We start from the raw sequence: 14,150 nt of genomic DNA, 5'->3' as shown, positions 1-14,150 counted from the left end.
CTATATCTAGTACAGAACCGCTCAACTGGCACCAAGTATAGTGGACATTCGGACGAGGTCAAAACGGATAATTTGCGCTGAAGGTATTGACATCACCCCCGCCCCGCGCAGGCGCAGACGTGACAAGGCATTGGTCGGAAAAAAAATTTTCGCGGGCTCGAAAACCCTGCGCTCAGTGCTGACGGAAAGGAAAGTATTCGGCCGAAAAGCCGGCATCGCCTGCGAAGCGTTGCCAATCGAAATGCGGACCCGGGTCGGTCTTGCGGCCCGGCGCGACGTCGGAATGCCCGGCCACCGCATCGATCGGGTAGCGCGCGGCGAGCGTGCGGGCGAGCACGCCGAGCGTCGCGTACTGCGCCGGGTCGAACGGCACGTCGTCCGCGCCCTCGAGCTCGATGCCGATCGAGAAGTCGTTGCAGCGCGGCCGGCCGAAGAACTCCGACGAGCCCGCATGCCATGCGCGCTCGTCGCACGACACGAACTGCACGAGTTCGCCGTCGCGGCGGATCAGGAAGTGCGCGGACACGCGCACGCCGCGCAGGTGGCTCTGGTAGTAGGGATGCGCATCGCAATCGAGGCGATTCAGGAACAGCGACTCGATCGCGTCCCCGCCGAACTCGCCGGGCGGCAGGCTGATGTTGTGGACGACGACGAGCGTCGGCACCGCGCCCGCGGGCCGCGCCTCGAAATTCGGCGACGGCGCGTGGCGCGCTTCGCGCACCCAGCCGTGTGCGTCGACCGACAGCAGCACTGCGTCGCTCATCGCGCGTCGTGGCCGCTCGCGCGTGCGCCGTGGCGCTGCGCATGCTCGGTGCTGCAGAAGTATTCGCCACCCGCTGCGACGGCGTCGCCCTTCGGCGCATGCACGCCGCATTCGGCGCAGCGCACCATCGGTTCGGGCAGCGAGCGCGTGCCGTCGTTCGGGCGTGCCGCACCCGCGCCGGCGTGACCGGGCGCGCTGTCGGAGCCGTCACCACGGCCGGTGCGCGCCTGCGCTTGCTCCTGGGCCTGGCGCAGCTTGCGCGCGAGCCACGAGCCCGCGAAGAAAAGAAGAATCAGGAGAAGAATCTGTCGCATCGGACACCTGCGTTCAAACCACGGAGCGGTGCAGCAGCACCTCGAAAACGAACCGGCTGCCGACATACGCGAGCAGCAGCGCCGCAAACGACACGAGCACCCAGCGCGCGGCGCCGCGCCCGCGCCAGCCCGACGTCTTGCGGGCGACCAGCAGGCCGCCGAACATCAGCCACGACAGCACCGCGAACACGGTCTTGTGATCGAGCCGCAGCGCGCGTGCATCGACCTGCTCGCTGAACAGGATCCCCGATGCGAGCGTCAGCGTCAGCAGCACGAAGCCGGCGCCGATCAGGCGGAACAGCAACTTCTCCAGCGTGAGCAACGGCGGGAGCGTTTCGAGCCAGCTCGCGATCCAGCCGGTCGAACCGTCGCGCCCGCCGCTCCTCAGCGACTGCAGGCGCCGCTCGACCATCAGCATCAGGACCGCGTGCAGCGCGGCGATCGCAAAGAGGCCGTACGCGATGTTCGCGATCAGGAAGTGCATCTTGAACAGCGGCGCTGCGGCATAAGGCAGCACCCGCACGCCGCCGAACACGAGCGGCAGCAGCGACGCGACGCACGCGAGCGGCAGCACCAGCAGGCGCAGGCTGTCGAGCGGGAAGAAGAAGCTCTCGATCCAGTAGATGCCGGCGCCGAGCCAGAACATCGCGGACAGCGCGAACGCGAACCCGAAGATCATCGCGTCGTGCGGGAAGATCGTCGTGTGCAGCAGCACGCCGTGCGCGACGAGCGCCGCGAACAGCAGCCCGCGGCCGGCCGCGCTCATCCCCGACGCGGCGGACGCCGGAACCGGCACGGCCGGCACGCTCGCGACGAGCGGCGTCGCACCCTGGCGGTGCGTGCGCCAGCCTGCGACGGCGAGGCCGCCGTACAGGAATGCGGTGAGGGCATACAGTACAATATCCATGTTCGAAGTTTACACTAGGCCCCCTCCCCGCGACGGCTCCCTTTGTTCGGTTCCGTTGCGCCTTCGGGCCCCACTGTCCATCGCTCCCCATGCTCGACAATCTCACTCAACGGATGGCACGCGTCGTCAAGACGCTGCGCGGCGAGGCCCGGCTTACCGAGGCGAACACCCAGGAAATGCTCCGCGAGGTGCGTCTCGCGCTGCTCGAGGCCGACGTCGCGTTGCCCGTCGTCCGCGAATTCATCGCCAAGGTCAAGGAAAAGGCGCTCGGCGAGGAAGTGATCAGCAGCCTGTCGCCGGGTCAGGCGCTCGTCGGCGTGGTCCAGAAGGAGCTGACCGCCGTGATCGGCGGCGACTACGAAGGCAAGGCCGCCGAGCTGAACCTCGCGGTCACGCCGCCCGCCGTGATCCTGATGGCGGGCCTGCAAGGCGCCGGCAAGACCACGACCGTCGGCAAGCTCGCGAAGCTGCTGCGCGAGAAGCACAAGAAAAAGGTGCTGACGGTCTCGTGCGACGTGTATCGCCCGGCCGCCATCATGCAGTTGAAAACGGTGAGCGAACAGGTCGGCGCCGACTTCTTCCCGTCGACGCCGGACCAGAAGCCCGTCGACATCGCGGTCGCGGCCGTCGACTGGGCGAAGCGCCACTACCATGACGTGCTGATCGTCGACACGGCCGGCCGCCTCGGTATCGACGAGGCGATGATGCAGGAAATCGCCGCGCTGCACGGCACGCTGAAGCCGGCTGAAACGCTGTTCGTCGTCGACGCGATGCTCGGCCAGGACGCGGTCAACACCGCGAAGGCGTTCAACGACACGCTGCCGCTCACCGGCGTCGTGCTGACCAAGCTCGACGGCGATTCGCGCGGCGGTGCCGCGCTGTCGGTGCGCCACATCACGGGCAAGCCGATCAAGTTCGTCGGTGTCGCCGAAAAGCTCGACGGCCTCGAGGTATTCCACCCGGATCGCATGGCGAACCGGATCCTCGGCATGGGCGACATCCTCGCGCTCGTCGAGGAAGCGCAGCGCGGCGTCGACGTGCAGGCCGCGCAGAAGCTCGCCGACAAGGTGAAGAAAGGCGGCGACTTCGACCTGAACGATTTCCGCGCGCAGATCTCGCAGATGAAGAACATGGGCGGCCTGTCGTCGCTGATGGACAAGCTGCCAGCGCAATTTCAGCAGGCGGCGGCCGGCGCCGACATGGGCCAGGCCGAGAAGTCGATCCGCCGGATGGAAGGCATCATCAGTTCGATGACGCCCGCCGAGCGCGCGAAACCCGAAATCATCAAGGCGACGCGCAAGCGCCGCATCGCAGCCGGCGCGGGCGTGCCGGTGCAGGAAGTCAACCGGATGCTGAACCAGTACGACCAGATGCGTACGATGATGAAGAAGCTGAAGGGCGGCAACATGCAGAAGATGATGCGCGGCCTGAAGGGCATGATGCCCGGCATGCGCTGATTCCGCCCATCGGCCGGCGCGCGGGTTTTTGCTGTAGCGCGCGCCGTCCGTTCTGCTTCATTCTTATTTGTATACCGACTGCTCGCCAGAACACATGAACCGCGAAGAAGCCCTCCACATTTTCGACCACTCCGAAGAGATCGTCTCGGCTGACGCCGTCAACGCCTCGATCTCCAGAATGGCCGACGCGATCCGCGCCGAGATCGGCGACGCGTTCCCGCTCGTTCTTTCGGTGATGGGCGGCGCCGCGGTGTTTACCGGGATGCTGCTGCCGCATCTCGATTTCCCGCTGGAATTCGACTACATCCACCTGACCCGCTACCGCAACACGACGCAGGGCAGCCCGGAGATGCACTGGCGCGTCGCGCCGCGCGAATCGGTGAAGGACCGGATCGTGCTCGTGCTCGACGACATCCTCGACGAAGGCGAGACGATGGCCGCGATCCGCGACCGCATCCTCGACATGGGCGCGAAGCGCTTCATGTCCGCCGTGCTGTGCGAGAAGACGCTCGCAAAGTCGAAACCGCTGCATCCCGACTTCTGCGGCTTCCCGGTACCGGACCGCTACGTGTTCGGCTGCGGGATGGACGCCAAGGGCTACTGGCGCAACCTGCCGACGATCCGCGCGCTGACCGCGAACGTCTGACCGCCCTGCCCGCCTTAAAGAAAAGCGGCGCTCCGGTTTCCCGGAGCGCCGCTTTTTTTCGTCGGCCGCGCCACCCGTGCTACAGCTGGTGCACGAACGCCCGGACGCCGGCCAGCAGCATCTCGACCGAGATCGCGACGAGCACGAGGCCCATCAGCCGCTCGAACGCCGCGACGGTCCGCTCGCCGAGCCACTGCTGGATCCGTTCGGCCAGCACCAGCGTGATCGCGCAGACGATCATCGTGACCGTCAGCGCGCCGACCCACTCGAACATCTTGCCCGGCGCCTGCGACGTCAGCAGCATCACCGTCGCGAGCGCGGACGGCCCGGCGAGCGCGGGAATCGCGAGCGGCACGATGAAGGGTTCGCCGCCCGCGCGCGGATCGCTGCCGAGCGCGCCGTCCGGATGCGGGAAGATCATCCGCAGCGCGATCAGGAACAGCACGATCCCGCCGCCGAGCCGCAGCGACAGGTCGGTGAGGTTCATCATCCGCAGGAAGCGGTCGCCGACCACCATGAAGAACAGCAGGATCACGAACGCGATCCCCACCTCGCGCAGGATCAGCTTCACGCGCCGCTCGCGCGGCACGTCCCGCATCGCCGTGATGAACAGCGGGATGTTGCCGAGCGGATCCGTAATCAGCACGAGGAGCACGGTGGCCGACAGGAAGGTGTATTCCACCGTGTCCCCCGGTCGCAGCGCTTAGTGCGCGAGCGCGGCGCGGATCTTCTCCGTCACCGTCGCCGCAGCTTCGTTCGCCGGCAGCAGCGTCGCTTCGGCGTCGCGGCGGCCCTGGTACTCGATCTTGCCTTCCTTCAGGCCGCGCTCGCCGATCACCAGGCGATGCGGAACGCCGATCAGTTCCCAGTCGGCGAACATCACGCCCGGGCGCTCGCCGCGATCGTCGAGGATCACGTCGATGCCGGCGGCGACCAGTTCCGCGTACAGCTTGTCGGCGGCCTCGCGGACCATGTCGCTGCGATCGTAGCCCATCGGGCACAGCACGACCTCGAACGGCGCGATCGACTCGGGCCAGATGATGCCCTTGTCGTCGAAGTTCTGTTCGATTGCCGCGCCGAGAATCCGCGTGACGCCGACGCCATAGCAGCCCATCAGCATCGGCTGCGGCTTGCCCGATTCATCGAGGAACGTCGCGCCCATCGCTTCCGAATACTTGGTGCCGAGCTGGAACACGTGACCGACTTCGATGCCGCGGCAGATGTCGATCGTGCCCTTGCCGTCCGGCGACGGATCGCCCTTCTTCACGTCGCGCACATCCGCGACTTCCGGTTCCGGCAGGTCGCGGCCCCAGTTCACGCCCGCGATGTGATAGTCGACCTCGTTCGCGCCGACGACGAAGTCGCTCATGTTCGCGACCGTGCGATCGGCGATCACCTTCACCGGCTTCTTCGTGCCGACCGGGCCGAGATAGCCCGGCGGCGTGCCGAACCAGTCGACGATTTCCTGCTCGGTCGCGAAGCGGTGGTTCTTCAGCCCCGGCAGCTTCGACACCTTGATCTCGTTCAGGTCGTGGTCGCCGCGCAGCATCACGAGCCAGATGGTCGGCTCGGCGCCTTCGTTCTCGGTGGCGAGCACGATCGACTTTATCGTGCGCTCGAGCGGGATCGCCAGCAGTTCGGCGACCGCTTCGCACTTCGCCTTGCCGGGCGTCGCGACCTTCTCCATCGCTTCGGCCGGCGCAGCACGCTCGGCGATCAACGGCAGCGCTTCGGCCGCTTCAACGTTCGCCGCGAAGTCGGACGTCGGGCAGTAGGCGATCGCGTCCTCACCGGTATCGGCGATCACGTGGAACTCGTGCGAGAAGTTGCCGCCGATCGAGCCGCTGTCGGCCGCGACCGCGCGGAACTCGAGGCCGAGGCGCGTGAAGATGCGAACGTACGCGTCGTACATCTTGCGATACGACTCGTTCAGGCCGGCCGTGTCCTTGTCGAACGAATACGCGTCCTTCATGAGGAATTCGCGGCCGCGCATCACGCCGAAGCGCGGACGGATCTCGTCGCGGAACTTCGTCTGGATCTGGTAGAAGTTCACCGGCATCTGTCGGTAGCTCTTGATCTGGTTGCGCGCGATGTCGGTGATCACTTCCTCGTGCGTCGGCCCGATCACGAAGTCGTTGTCCTTGCGGTCCTTGAAGCGCAGCAGCTCGGGGCCGTACTGTTCCCAGCGGCCCGACTCCTGCCACAGTTCGGCCGGCTGCACGGCCGGCATCAGCAGCTCGATGGCGCCTGCCCGGTTCATTTCCTCGCGCACGATCGCCTCGACCTTGCGAATCGAACGCAGGCCGACCGGCAGGTAGTTATAGATGCCGCCGGCGACACGACGGATCATGCCGGCGCGCACCATCAGCTTGTGGCTGACGATCTCTGCGTCGGCCGGTGCTTCTTTGAGGGTGCCGATAAAGAAACGGGAAGCTTTCATGCGGACGGTTCCAAATACGGCGCCCCCAGGCGGGGCGCCCGAAAAAGTTTCAAGGTGAAAAAGCTGCGCGCGACGAACGACGATGGCGCAGATGACGTAGCAGACAAATCAGGGACAATTCAGCCGCCGTACCCCGCGCGGATTCGCTCCGTCACGGTGCGCAGCGCCCGTTATCTGTTTATAATCAAAGCAATTTTAAAGGATTCGAAGGTGGTTGTATGCTGGATCGTGAAGGCTTTCGCCCGAACGTCGGCATCATCCTCTTGAACGCGCGCAACGAGGTGTTTTGGGGCAAGCGGCTCCGCGAGCATTCCTGGCAGTTTCCTCAAGGTGGGATCAAGTACGGCGAGACCCCCATGCAGGCGATGTACCGGGAGCTGCACGAGGAAACCGGCCTGCACCCGGAACACGTCAAGATAATCGGCCGCACCCGCGACTGGTTGCGTTACGAGGTGCCTGACAAGTTCATCAAACGCGAAGTACGCGGCCATTACCGCGGCCAGAAGCAGATCTGGTTCCTGCTGCGGATGGTCGGACGCGATTGCGATATTTGCTTGCGCGCGACCGATCACCCGGAGTTCGATGCGTGGCGCTGGAACGAGTACTGGGTGCCACTCGATGCGGTGATCGAGTTCAAGCGGGATGTCTATCAGTTGGCGCTGACGGAACTGTCGCGCTTCCTGCGCCGCCCGGCGCAGCGAGCCGACAAGCCGCAGGGGCCGCGTCTGTCGCGCTATCCGCGCGTCATCGGCGCGCAGTCCCAGCAGACGCTGACGATTGTCGACACATCGGTAGTCTGTTCGGAGATCGAAGTGGAGGCGAGCACGCTCGATGAGATGCCGCCCCGCGAGATCGTCGGCAAATGACGAGTCGGACTGCATGACCGGGCGCGACCTTGGTGTCGCGCCCTTTTTTTACGAGGAATGCATATTGAAAGCGATTGCTCTCGCGCTCGCATCGGTTGTCGCGGCGGCCACGCTGGCCGGTTGCGCCAATTCGAAAGCGCCGTCCAACAAGGACGACAGCGAGTTCGTCTATCTGCTCGACCGTAAGGGTGAGTGGAAGGAAAACCCGGTCGAGACGTTGCCGCCGCTGCCGCAAGCGGGCGATCTGCTGCCGTTCACCGTGTCGCAGAACACGCCGCTCAAGTTCTCGGTCGATGCGAAGTCGCTCGCGGTCGGCACCGACGGCGTCGTGCGCTACGCAGTCGTCATCACGAGCCCGGCCGGTGCGCGCAACGTGAACTATGAAGGCATCCGCTGCGACACCTACGAATGGCGTCAGTATGCGGGCCTGAATTCGGATCACGACGGCTGGGATCGCACGGTCGAGAACGACTGGCGTCGCATCGAGAACGGCGAACTGAACTCGTATCACTCGGCGCTGTACCAGGACTACTTCTGCTCGAACAAGATGCCGCAGGGCACGACCCACCAGATCCTCGAGAACATCAAGTTCCATCGTACCGCGATGAGCCAGCTGCGCTGACGGCGCCACGCAGGCCGCCTGGCCGGTCCTGCTCCGCCCCGTCGCAACGAAAAAGCCCGCGCAATGCGGGCTTTTTTACTTTTTTCTGCTGTCTCGCGACGCCAGGCCGAACAGTTACACGAGCACGAGGTTGTCGCGGTGAATCAGCTCCGGCTCCAGCATGTAGCCGAGCACCGTCTCGATCTCGCCGCTCGGCTTGCGATGAATCAGCTTCGTTTCCGCGCTGCTGTAATTAGTGAGGCCGCGCGCCACTTCACGCCCGTCGGGGCCGACGCACGCGATCACCTCGCCGCGCGCGAACGCGCCCTGCACGCCGATCACGCCGATCGGCAGCAGGCTCTTGCCGCCGGCCGTCAGCTTCTCGACCGCGCCCGCATCGATCACGACGTGCCCGCGCACCTGCAGGTGATCGGCCATCCATTGCTTGCGCGCGGCCATCCGCGCGGTGCGCGCGATCAGCTGCGTGCCGATCGCCTCACCGGCCGCCAGCCGCACCAGCACGTCGGTTTCGCGGCCGCTCGCAATCACGGTGTTCGCGCCGCTGTGCGCCGCGCGCTTCGCCGCGAGGATCTTCGTCAGCATCCCGCCGCGGCCGAGACTCGAGCCTGCGCCACCCGCCATCGCCTCGAGCTCCGATGCGCCCGCGCTGGCTTCCGCGACGAGCGTCGCGTTCGGATCCTTGCGCGGATCGGCGGTGAACAGCCCCGACTGGTCGGTCAGGATGATCAGCGCATCGCCTTCGATCAGGTTCGCGACGAGCGCACCGAGCGTGTCGTTGTCGCCGAACTTGATTTCGTCGGTGACGACCGTGTCGTTCTCGTTGATGATCGGCACGACGCCGAGCCGCAGCAGCGTCAGCAACGTTGAGCGCGCATTCAGGTAGCGTTCGCGATCCGCGAGGTCGGCGTGCGTGAGCAGGATCTGTGCGGTGCGGATGTCGTGCTCGGTAAAGCGGCTTTCATAGACTTGCGCGAGCCCCATCTGGCCGACCGCGGCGGCAGCCTGCAGCTCGTCGATCTCGCGCGGACGCTTGCTCCAGCCGAGCCGCTGCATCCCTTCGGCAATCGCACCCGAACTGACGAGCACCACTTCCTTGCCCTGCGCGCGCAGCGCGGCGATCTGGGCCGCCCAGCGGCCGATCGCAGCATGATCGAGCCCCTTGCCGTCGTTGGTCACGAGGCTCGAGCCCACCTTCACCACCAATCGCTTCGAATCCGCGATGATCGAACGCATCGTGCGCCGTCTCCTGTATCTGATGCCTGCCCGGCCGGGCGCGATTGAATTCCGGCACCGGGCGCGATGCCCGGTGCGTTTCGGGTCCGCTCAGGCGTCGTCGCCGGGCGTCGCACCGCCATCGGCGGGCGGCGCATCCCGGAACCGCACGTCCGTGGCCAGATCTTCCTCTTCCGCCGCGCGATGCGCGTCCGAATGCTCGGCGAGGTAATCGTAGATTGCGTAGCACAGCGCTTCGCAGCCCTGGCCCGTCAGCGCCGAAATCTCGAACACCGGGCCGTCCCAGTCGAAACGGGCGAGGAAATCGGCGACGCGCGCCTCACGCTCGTCTTCCGGCACCATGTCGAGCTTGTTGAGGACGAGCCAGCGCGGCTTCTCGTAGAGCGCCTCGTCGTACTTGCGCAGTTCGCCGACGATGGCCTTCGCTTCCGCGACCGGGTCGACGTTTTCGTCGAACGGGGCCAAATCGACGAGATGCAGCAGCACGCCCGTGCGCTGCAGATGTCGCAGGAACTGGTGGCCGAGGCCCGCGCCTTCGGCGGCGCCTTCGATCAGCCCCGGGATGTCGGCGATCACGAAGCTCTTGCTCGGGCCGACCCGTACGACGCCGAGGTTCGGCGCGAGCGTCGTAAACGGATAGTCGGCGATCTTCGGCTTCGCGTTCGACACCGACGAGATGAAGGTCGACTTGCCGGCGTTCGGCATGCCGAGCAGCCCGACGTCGGCGAGCACCTTCAGCTCGAGCCGCAGCATGCGCCGTTCGCCGGGCTTGCCGTCGGTCTTCTGGCGCGGCGCACGGTTCGTGCTCGACTTGAAATGCAGGTTGCCGAGACCGCCGGCGCCACCGTTCGCAAGCATCACCTGCTGGCCGTGCTCGGTCAGGTCGGCGATCAGCTCGCCGGTATCCATGTCGGTCACGACCGTGCCGACCGGCATGCGCAGCGTGACGTCGTCACCGCCCTTGCCGTAGCAGTCCGAGCCGCGACCGTTTTCGCCGTTGCGCGCCAGGTGCTTCTTCGCGTAACGGTAGTCGATCAGCGTGTTGATGTTGCGGTCGGCAATCGCGTAGACGTTGCCGCCCCGGCCACCGTCGCCGCCGTCCGGCCCGCCGAACGGAACGAACTTCTCGCGGCGCATCGACGCGCTCCCATCACCTCCGTCGCCGGCGATGACTTCGATTCGTGCTTCGTCAATGAACTTCATTCGTTACTCCGACCAGTATTTCCGCTATTGTGCCGCGCGCCGGCACGCTTGAACAATCTGCCGTTCGGCCGATTGCCCGCCGTTTCGCGACAGCCGCCGGCGCGCACATGCGCCCGGCGGCCAAATAAAAAAAGGCCCCGCGAAGACTGCGGGGCCTTTCGGCTACGAAGCCCGTGGGTGCCTAACTTAGGCAGCCGCCGGGACAACGATGACCAGATGCTTCTTGTCCGCGCCCTTGGTCGCGAACTTGACGTGACCGTCGACCAGCGCGAACAGGGTGTGATCCTTGCCCATGCCGACGTTCTCGCCAGCGTGCATGCGCGTACCGCGCTGACGCACGATGATGCCGCCAGCGTTGATCGCCTGGCCGCCGTACACTTTCACGCCGAGACGTTTCGACTCGGAGTCGCGGCCGTTCCGGGAAGAGCCGCCTGCCTTTTTGTGTGCCATCTGATTGCTCCTTTACCGAGGCGCTTACGCGTTGATCGCGTCGATGCGCAGCTCAGTGTAGTTCTGGCGGTGGCCGCCGTGCTTTTGGTAGTGCTTCCGGCGACGCATCTTGAAGATGGTGACCTTGGCATGACGACCGTGCGACACAACGGTGGCCTTGACGGAAGCCCCACTGACCAGCGGCGTACCGAACTTAATCGATTCGCCTTCGCCCACTGCGAGAACCTGGTCGAGCGTGATTTCAGCGTCAATGTCAGCCGGTATCTGTTCTACTTTGAGTTTTTCGCCAACGGCAACCTTGTACTGCTTGCCGCCGGTTTTTATGACCGCGTACATTGAGAACCTCACTCTGGATCCAAATTTTCCGCACACCACGCGCGGAAAACACGTGATTATACATGGGGTTAGCACCCAAGTCAAAGCCGATCCGCGATTGCCGCGCGCAGGCCCTTGCCGGACGGCCAAAATCACGGTGCGGGCGCGTCCGACAGACCGGGATATCGCGGATTGGACTTATAATCCGCCGCATCACCCATTTCGATCATCATGTCGTCGTCCACCGCCTCCCCCACCCTCAGCGCCGCCCACCTGCTCGCCCCGATCACAAGCGACATGGAGCAGGTGAATCGCGTTATCCGGCAAAGCCTCGCGTCCGACGTGCTGCTGATCAACCAGATCGCCGAGTACATCATCGGCGCGGGCGGCAAGCGGCTGCGTCCGGCCCTGCTGTTGCTCGTCGCCGGCGCGCTCGGCGAGACGTCGCACCAGCGGCACGTGCTGGCCGCCGTCGTCGAGTTCATCCACACGGCCACGCTGCTGCATGACGACGTCGTCGACGAATCCGAACTGCGGCGCGGCCGTCAGACGGCCAACGCGCTGTTCGGCAACGCGGCGAGCGTGCTGGTAGGCGACTACCTGTATTCGCGCTCGTTCGAGATGATGGTCGGCGTCGGCAAGATGCGCGTGATGGAAATCCTGTCGGAAGCGACGACGATCATTTCCGAAGGTGAAGTGCTGCAGCTGCTGAACATGCACGACGCGGACGTCGACGAGACGCGCTACATGCAGGTGATCCGTTACAAGACGGCGAAGCTGTTCGAAGCATCGGCCCGCCTCGGCGCGGTGCTCGCGGGCGCCGATGCGCCGACCGAAGCCGCCGCGGCCGAATATGGCCGCCGGATCGGCACCGCATTCCAGATCATGGACGACTGGCTCGACTACGCGGGCACGGCCGAAGCGATGGGCAAGAACGCCGGCGACGACCTGCGCGAAGGCAAGCCGACGCTGCCGCTCATCTATCTGATCGAACGCGGCACGCCCGAACAGTCGGCGCTCGCACGCGAGGCGATCGAACAAGGCGGCACCGATCGCTTCGACACGATTTTCGACGCCATCACGCGTTCGGGCGCGCTCGACCATACGCTCGAATGCGCGCGCCAGGAAGCACAGGCCGCTGCTGCCGCGATCACTGCGTTCCCGGATTCGATCTACAAGGAAAGCCTGCTCGGGTTGTGCTCGTACTCGACGTCGCGGCAGTCGTAAGCGCGAGGAAAACACGAGGCGATATCCGGTCTCGAAAAATTTCTGCACCAAGGTATTCCCTTTTCGAAAAAACATCGCTATAGTTATGTTCTTGCTCGACGACGCAGCGGTCTTGAAGAAGACGGCGAACTCGGAAGAGTCCAAATCGGGGTGTAGCTTAGCCTGGTAGAGCGCTACGTTCGGGACGTAGAGGCCGGAGGTTCGAATCCTCTCACCCCGACCAGATTTAAAAAAACCGTGCACCGTGTGCACGGTTTTTTTTTGCCTGCTTTTTGCCTGGTCGCGCGGGCCCTCGTGCCGCGCACGACACATCACGGCCGCCGGCCTCTGCTATATTCCCTCCATCCCTGTCCTTCACTGCCCTTTCTGACGCGTGGACCAAATTCCCTTATGGGCGCAAATCGGCGCCGTCTTCCTGCTTCTCCTCTGCTCCAGCTTCTTTTCCATTTCCGAGACCGCGATGATGGCGCTCAACCGTCATCGGCTGAAACATCTCGCCGGCCAGGGCGTGCTCGGCGCGAAAACCACGCAGGGTCTGCTCACACGCACCGACCTGCTGCTCAGCGTGATCCTGATCGGCAACAACCTGTTCAACACGATCATCCCGGTCCTGACGACGTCGCTCGCGCTGCACACGTTCGGCCGTAACAACCTCGCGCTGTCGATCGCGACCGGCATCGTCGCGTTCCTGATCATTGTGTTCGCGGAAATCGCGCCGAAGATCGTCGGCGCGACGTTTCCCGAGCGCATCGCGCTGCCCGCAAGTCTCGTGATCGCGCCGCTAATGCGCGTGTTCAAGCCGGTCGTCTGGTTCGTCAACGCGCTGGCGAACGGCGTGCTCTGGGTGCTGCGCATCAATACGAAGAAGGGCCGCGACCAGCGGATGTCGGCCGACGAATTGCGCGCGATCGTGCTCGAGTCGAGCAGCTTCATGCCGACCAAGCACCGCAGCATCCTGCTCAACCTGTTCGACCTCGAGAACATCACGGTCGACGACGTGATGGTGCCGCGCCGCCAGATCGAGTCGCTCAACTTCTACGCGCCGCTCGACGACATCCTGCATCAACTCGAGACCTGCTATCACAACCGTCTGGTCGTCTATGAAGGCGACATCGACAAGGTGCTCGGCGTGCTGCATGTGCGCAAGACGCTCACAGCGCTGCACAACCAGGATTTCGACCGCGAAACGTTGCGCACGCTGCTCGCCGAGCCGTATTACGTGCCGTCGGGCACGCCGGTCGTCCAGCAGCTGCAGTATTTCCAGGAAAGCCGGCAGCGCACCGCGCTCGTCGTCAACGAGTACGGCGAACTCGAGGGGCTCGTCACGCCCGAGGACATCATCGAGGAACTGATCGGCGAATTCACGACGTCGATGCCGCGCGGCGAACGCGCGGGCGGCTGGGACGAAAACGGCGAATGCATCGTCGCCGCCAGGATGCCGCTGCGTGAACTGAACCGCTGGCTGCACCTGCAACTGCCGACCGACGGGCCGAAGACGCTGAACGGCCTGATCCTCGAGATTCTCGAGGAAATTCCCGACGGCGACGTATGCCTGAAAATCCGCGACGTGATGCTCGAAGTCATGCGCAGCGACGACCAGGCCGTGCGCACCGTCAAGCTCTTCAAGCCGCGCAGCCCGCGCGCACGCGCCGCCGCGCGCTAGCCGAACGGCCGACTGTCGGCACCGCTCGCGATACGCGACCATTG

At 65.0% G+C, this 14,150-nt stretch carries 15 protein-coding genes and 1 tRNA gene; 7 read left to right on the top strand and 9 right to left on the bottom strand.

Going from position 1 to position 14,150, the window contains the following annotated elements; all coding sequences use genetic code 11:
- Positions 1 to 172: 172 nt before the first annotated feature.
- The 3 genes from ampD to ccsA are packed head-to-tail and all read right to left on the bottom strand — an operon-like array spanning position 173 to position 1,984.
- On the bottom strand, positions 173 to 763 hold the full coding sequence (gene ampD / locus F3J14_RS09305) for a 1,6-anhydro-N-acetylmuramyl-L-alanine amidase AmpD (protein ID WP_166722719.1): 591 nt from the start codon (positions 761 to 763) through the stop codon (positions 173 to 175).
- Positions 760 to 1,077 (bottom strand): PP0621 family protein, encoded by a 318-nt coding sequence (locus F3J14_RS09300; protein WP_166722718.1) that lies wholly within the window; start codon positions 1,075 to 1,077, stop codon positions 760 to 762. The genes ampD and F3J14_RS09300 overlap by 4 nt, the downstream gene beginning before the upstream one ends.
- 13 nt (positions 1,078 to 1,090) lie before the next feature.
- On the bottom strand, positions 1,091 to 1,984 hold the full coding sequence (gene ccsA, locus F3J14_RS09295) for a cytochrome c biogenesis protein CcsA (protein WP_166722717.1): 894 nt from the start codon (positions 1,982 to 1,984) through the stop codon (positions 1,091 to 1,093).
- An 89-nt stretch (positions 1,985 to 2,073) separates the two neighbouring features.
- Between ccsA and ffh the strand changes: the two genes are divergently transcribed.
- On the top strand, positions 2,074 to 3,441 hold the full coding sequence (ffh, locus tag F3J14_RS09290; RefSeq protein WP_006752240.1) for a signal recognition particle protein: 1,368 nt from the start codon (positions 2,074 to 2,076) through the stop codon (positions 3,439 to 3,441).
- 94 nt (positions 3,442 to 3,535) lie between these two features.
- A complete protein-coding gene (locus tag F3J14_RS09285; RefSeq protein WP_166722716.1) occupies positions 3,536 to 4,087 on the top strand; it encodes a hypoxanthine-guanine phosphoribosyltransferase in 552 nt (183 codons plus the stop codon).
- Positions 4,088 to 4,166: 79 nt separating this feature from the next.
- Here the strand turns inward: F3J14_RS09285 and F3J14_RS09280 are convergent, their stop codons facing one another.
- Both F3J14_RS09280 and F3J14_RS09275 read right to left on the bottom strand, forming a co-directional pair.
- Positions 4,167 to 4,769, bottom strand: a complete 603-nt coding sequence (locus F3J14_RS09280; protein ID WP_006752238.1) for a MarC family protein — start codon at positions 4,767 to 4,769, stop codon at positions 4,167 to 4,169.
- A 21-nt stretch (positions 4,770 to 4,790) separates the two neighbouring features.
- Positions 4,791 to 6,527 carry a proline--tRNA ligase gene (locus F3J14_RS09275; protein ID WP_166722715.1) on the bottom strand — a complete coding sequence of 579 codons (1,737 nt, stop codon included), beginning with the start codon at positions 6,525 to 6,527 and terminating at the stop codon, positions 4,791 to 4,793.
- A 218-nt stretch (positions 6,528 to 6,745) separates the two neighbouring features.
- On the opposite strand from F3J14_RS09275, the gene F3J14_RS09265 reads away from it, so the two are divergent.
- Positions 6,746 to 7,393, top strand: coding sequence for an RNA pyrophosphohydrolase (locus F3J14_RS09265; RefSeq protein WP_166722714.1), 648 nt, complete (start codon positions 6,746 to 6,748; stop codon positions 7,391 to 7,393).
- A 13-nt stretch (positions 7,394 to 7,406) separates the two neighbouring features.
- A complete protein-coding gene (locus F3J14_RS09260; protein ID WP_166722713.1) occupies positions 7,407 to 8,015 on the top strand; it encodes a CNP1-like family protein in 609 nt (202 codons plus the stop codon).
- A gap of 114 nt (positions 8,016 to 8,129) precedes the next feature.
- Here the strand turns inward: F3J14_RS09260 and proB are convergent, their stop codons facing one another.
- From proB to rplU, 4 genes are all read right to left on the bottom strand, one after another.
- Positions 8,130 to 9,248, bottom strand: coding sequence for a glutamate 5-kinase (proB, locus tag F3J14_RS09255; RefSeq protein ID WP_166722712.1), 1,119 nt, complete (start codon positions 9,246 to 9,248; stop codon positions 8,130 to 8,132).
- Positions 9,249 to 9,338: 90 nt separating this feature from the next.
- On the bottom strand, positions 9,339 to 10,451 hold the full coding sequence (gene obgE, locus F3J14_RS09250) for a GTPase ObgE (protein WP_105786145.1): 1,113 nt from the start codon (positions 10,449 to 10,451) through the stop codon (positions 9,339 to 9,341).
- A 186-nt stretch (positions 10,452 to 10,637) separates the two neighbouring features.
- Positions 10,638 to 10,901 (bottom strand): 50S ribosomal protein L27, encoded by a 264-nt coding sequence (rpmA, locus tag F3J14_RS09245; protein ID WP_006476999.1) that lies wholly within the window; start codon positions 10,899 to 10,901, stop codon positions 10,638 to 10,640.
- A 24-nt stretch (positions 10,902 to 10,925) separates the two neighbouring features.
- Positions 10,926 to 11,237 carry a 50S ribosomal protein L21 gene (rplU, locus tag F3J14_RS09240; protein WP_006025184.1) on the bottom strand — a complete coding sequence of 104 codons (312 nt, stop codon included), beginning with the start codon at positions 11,235 to 11,237 and terminating at the stop codon, positions 10,926 to 10,928.
- A gap of 210 nt (positions 11,238 to 11,447) precedes the next feature.
- On the opposite strand from rplU, the gene F3J14_RS09235 reads away from it, so the two are divergent.
- The 3 genes from F3J14_RS09235 to F3J14_RS09225 all read left to right on the top strand — a co-directional run bounded on the left by F3J14_RS09235 (position 11,448) and on the right by F3J14_RS09225 (position 14,106).
- Positions 11,448 to 12,443 (top strand): polyprenyl synthetase family protein, encoded by a 996-nt coding sequence (locus tag F3J14_RS09235; RefSeq protein WP_006756837.1) that lies wholly within the window; start codon positions 11,448 to 11,450, stop codon positions 12,441 to 12,443.
- A 146-nt stretch (positions 12,444 to 12,589) separates the two neighbouring features.
- Positions 12,590 to 12,666 (top strand) — tRNA-Pro (locus tag F3J14_RS09230).
- Positions 12,667 to 12,816: 150 nt separating this feature from the next.
- Positions 12,817 to 14,106 carry an HlyC/CorC family transporter gene (locus F3J14_RS09225; protein ID WP_166722711.1) on the top strand — a complete coding sequence of 430 codons (1,290 nt, stop codon included), beginning with the start codon at positions 12,817 to 12,819 and terminating at the stop codon, positions 14,104 to 14,106.
- The last annotated feature ends 44 nt before the right edge of the window (positions 14,107 to 14,150 follow it).

Origin of the sequence: Burkholderia sp. Tr-862, assembly GCF_011753085.1 — a bacterium.
Taxonomy (GTDB): domain Bacteria; phylum Pseudomonadota; class Gammaproteobacteria; order Burkholderiales; family Burkholderiaceae; genus Burkholderia; species Burkholderia ambifaria.
This window is presented reverse-complemented; position numbering and strand designations above follow the sequence as displayed.

Bases quoted from the DNA above. Each gene is read 5' to 3' on its own strand.
- ampD (WP_166722719.1), bottom strand. From the start codon at position 763: ATGAGCGACGCAGTGCTGCTGTCGGTCGACGCACACGGCTGGGTGCGC.
- F3J14_RS09300 (WP_166722718.1), bottom strand. From the start codon at position 1,077: ATGCGACAGATTCTTCTCCTGATTCTTCTTTTCTTCGCGGGCTCGTGG.
- ccsA (WP_166722717.1), bottom strand. From the start codon at position 1,984: ATGGATATTGTACTGTATGCCCTCACCGCATTCCTGTACGGCGGCCTC.
- ffh (WP_006752240.1), top strand. From the start codon at position 2,074: ATGCTCGACAATCTCACTCAACGGATGGCACGCGTCGTCAAGACGCTG.
- F3J14_RS09285 (WP_166722716.1), top strand. From the start codon at position 3,536: ATGAACCGCGAAGAAGCCCTCCACATTTTCGACCACTCCGAAGAGATC.
- F3J14_RS09275 (WP_166722715.1), bottom strand. From the start codon at position 6,527: ATGAAAGCTTCCCGTTTCTTTATCGGCACCCTCAAAGAAGCACCGGCC.
- F3J14_RS09265 (WP_166722714.1), top strand. From the start codon at position 6,746: ATGCTGGATCGTGAAGGCTTTCGCCCGAACGTCGGCATCATCCTCTTG.
- F3J14_RS09260 (WP_166722713.1), top strand. From the start codon at position 7,407: ATGACCGGGCGCGACCTTGGTGTCGCGCCCTTTTTTTACGAGGAATGC.
- proB (WP_166722712.1), bottom strand. From the start codon at position 9,248: ATGCGTTCGATCATCGCGGATTCGAAGCGATTGGTGGTGAAGGTGGGC.
- obgE (WP_105786145.1), bottom strand. From the start codon at position 10,451: ATGAAGTTCATTGACGAAGCACGAATCGAAGTCATCGCCGGCGACGGA.
- rpmA (WP_006476999.1), bottom strand. From the start codon at position 10,901: ATGGCACACAAAAAGGCAGGCGGCTCTTCCCGGAACGGCCGCGACTCC.
- rplU (WP_006025184.1), bottom strand. From the start codon at position 11,237: ATGTACGCGGTCATAAAAACCGGCGGCAAGCAGTACAAGGTTGCCGTT.
- F3J14_RS09235 (WP_006756837.1), top strand. From the start codon at position 11,448: ATGTCGTCGTCCACCGCCTCCCCCACCCTCAGCGCCGCCCACCTGCTC.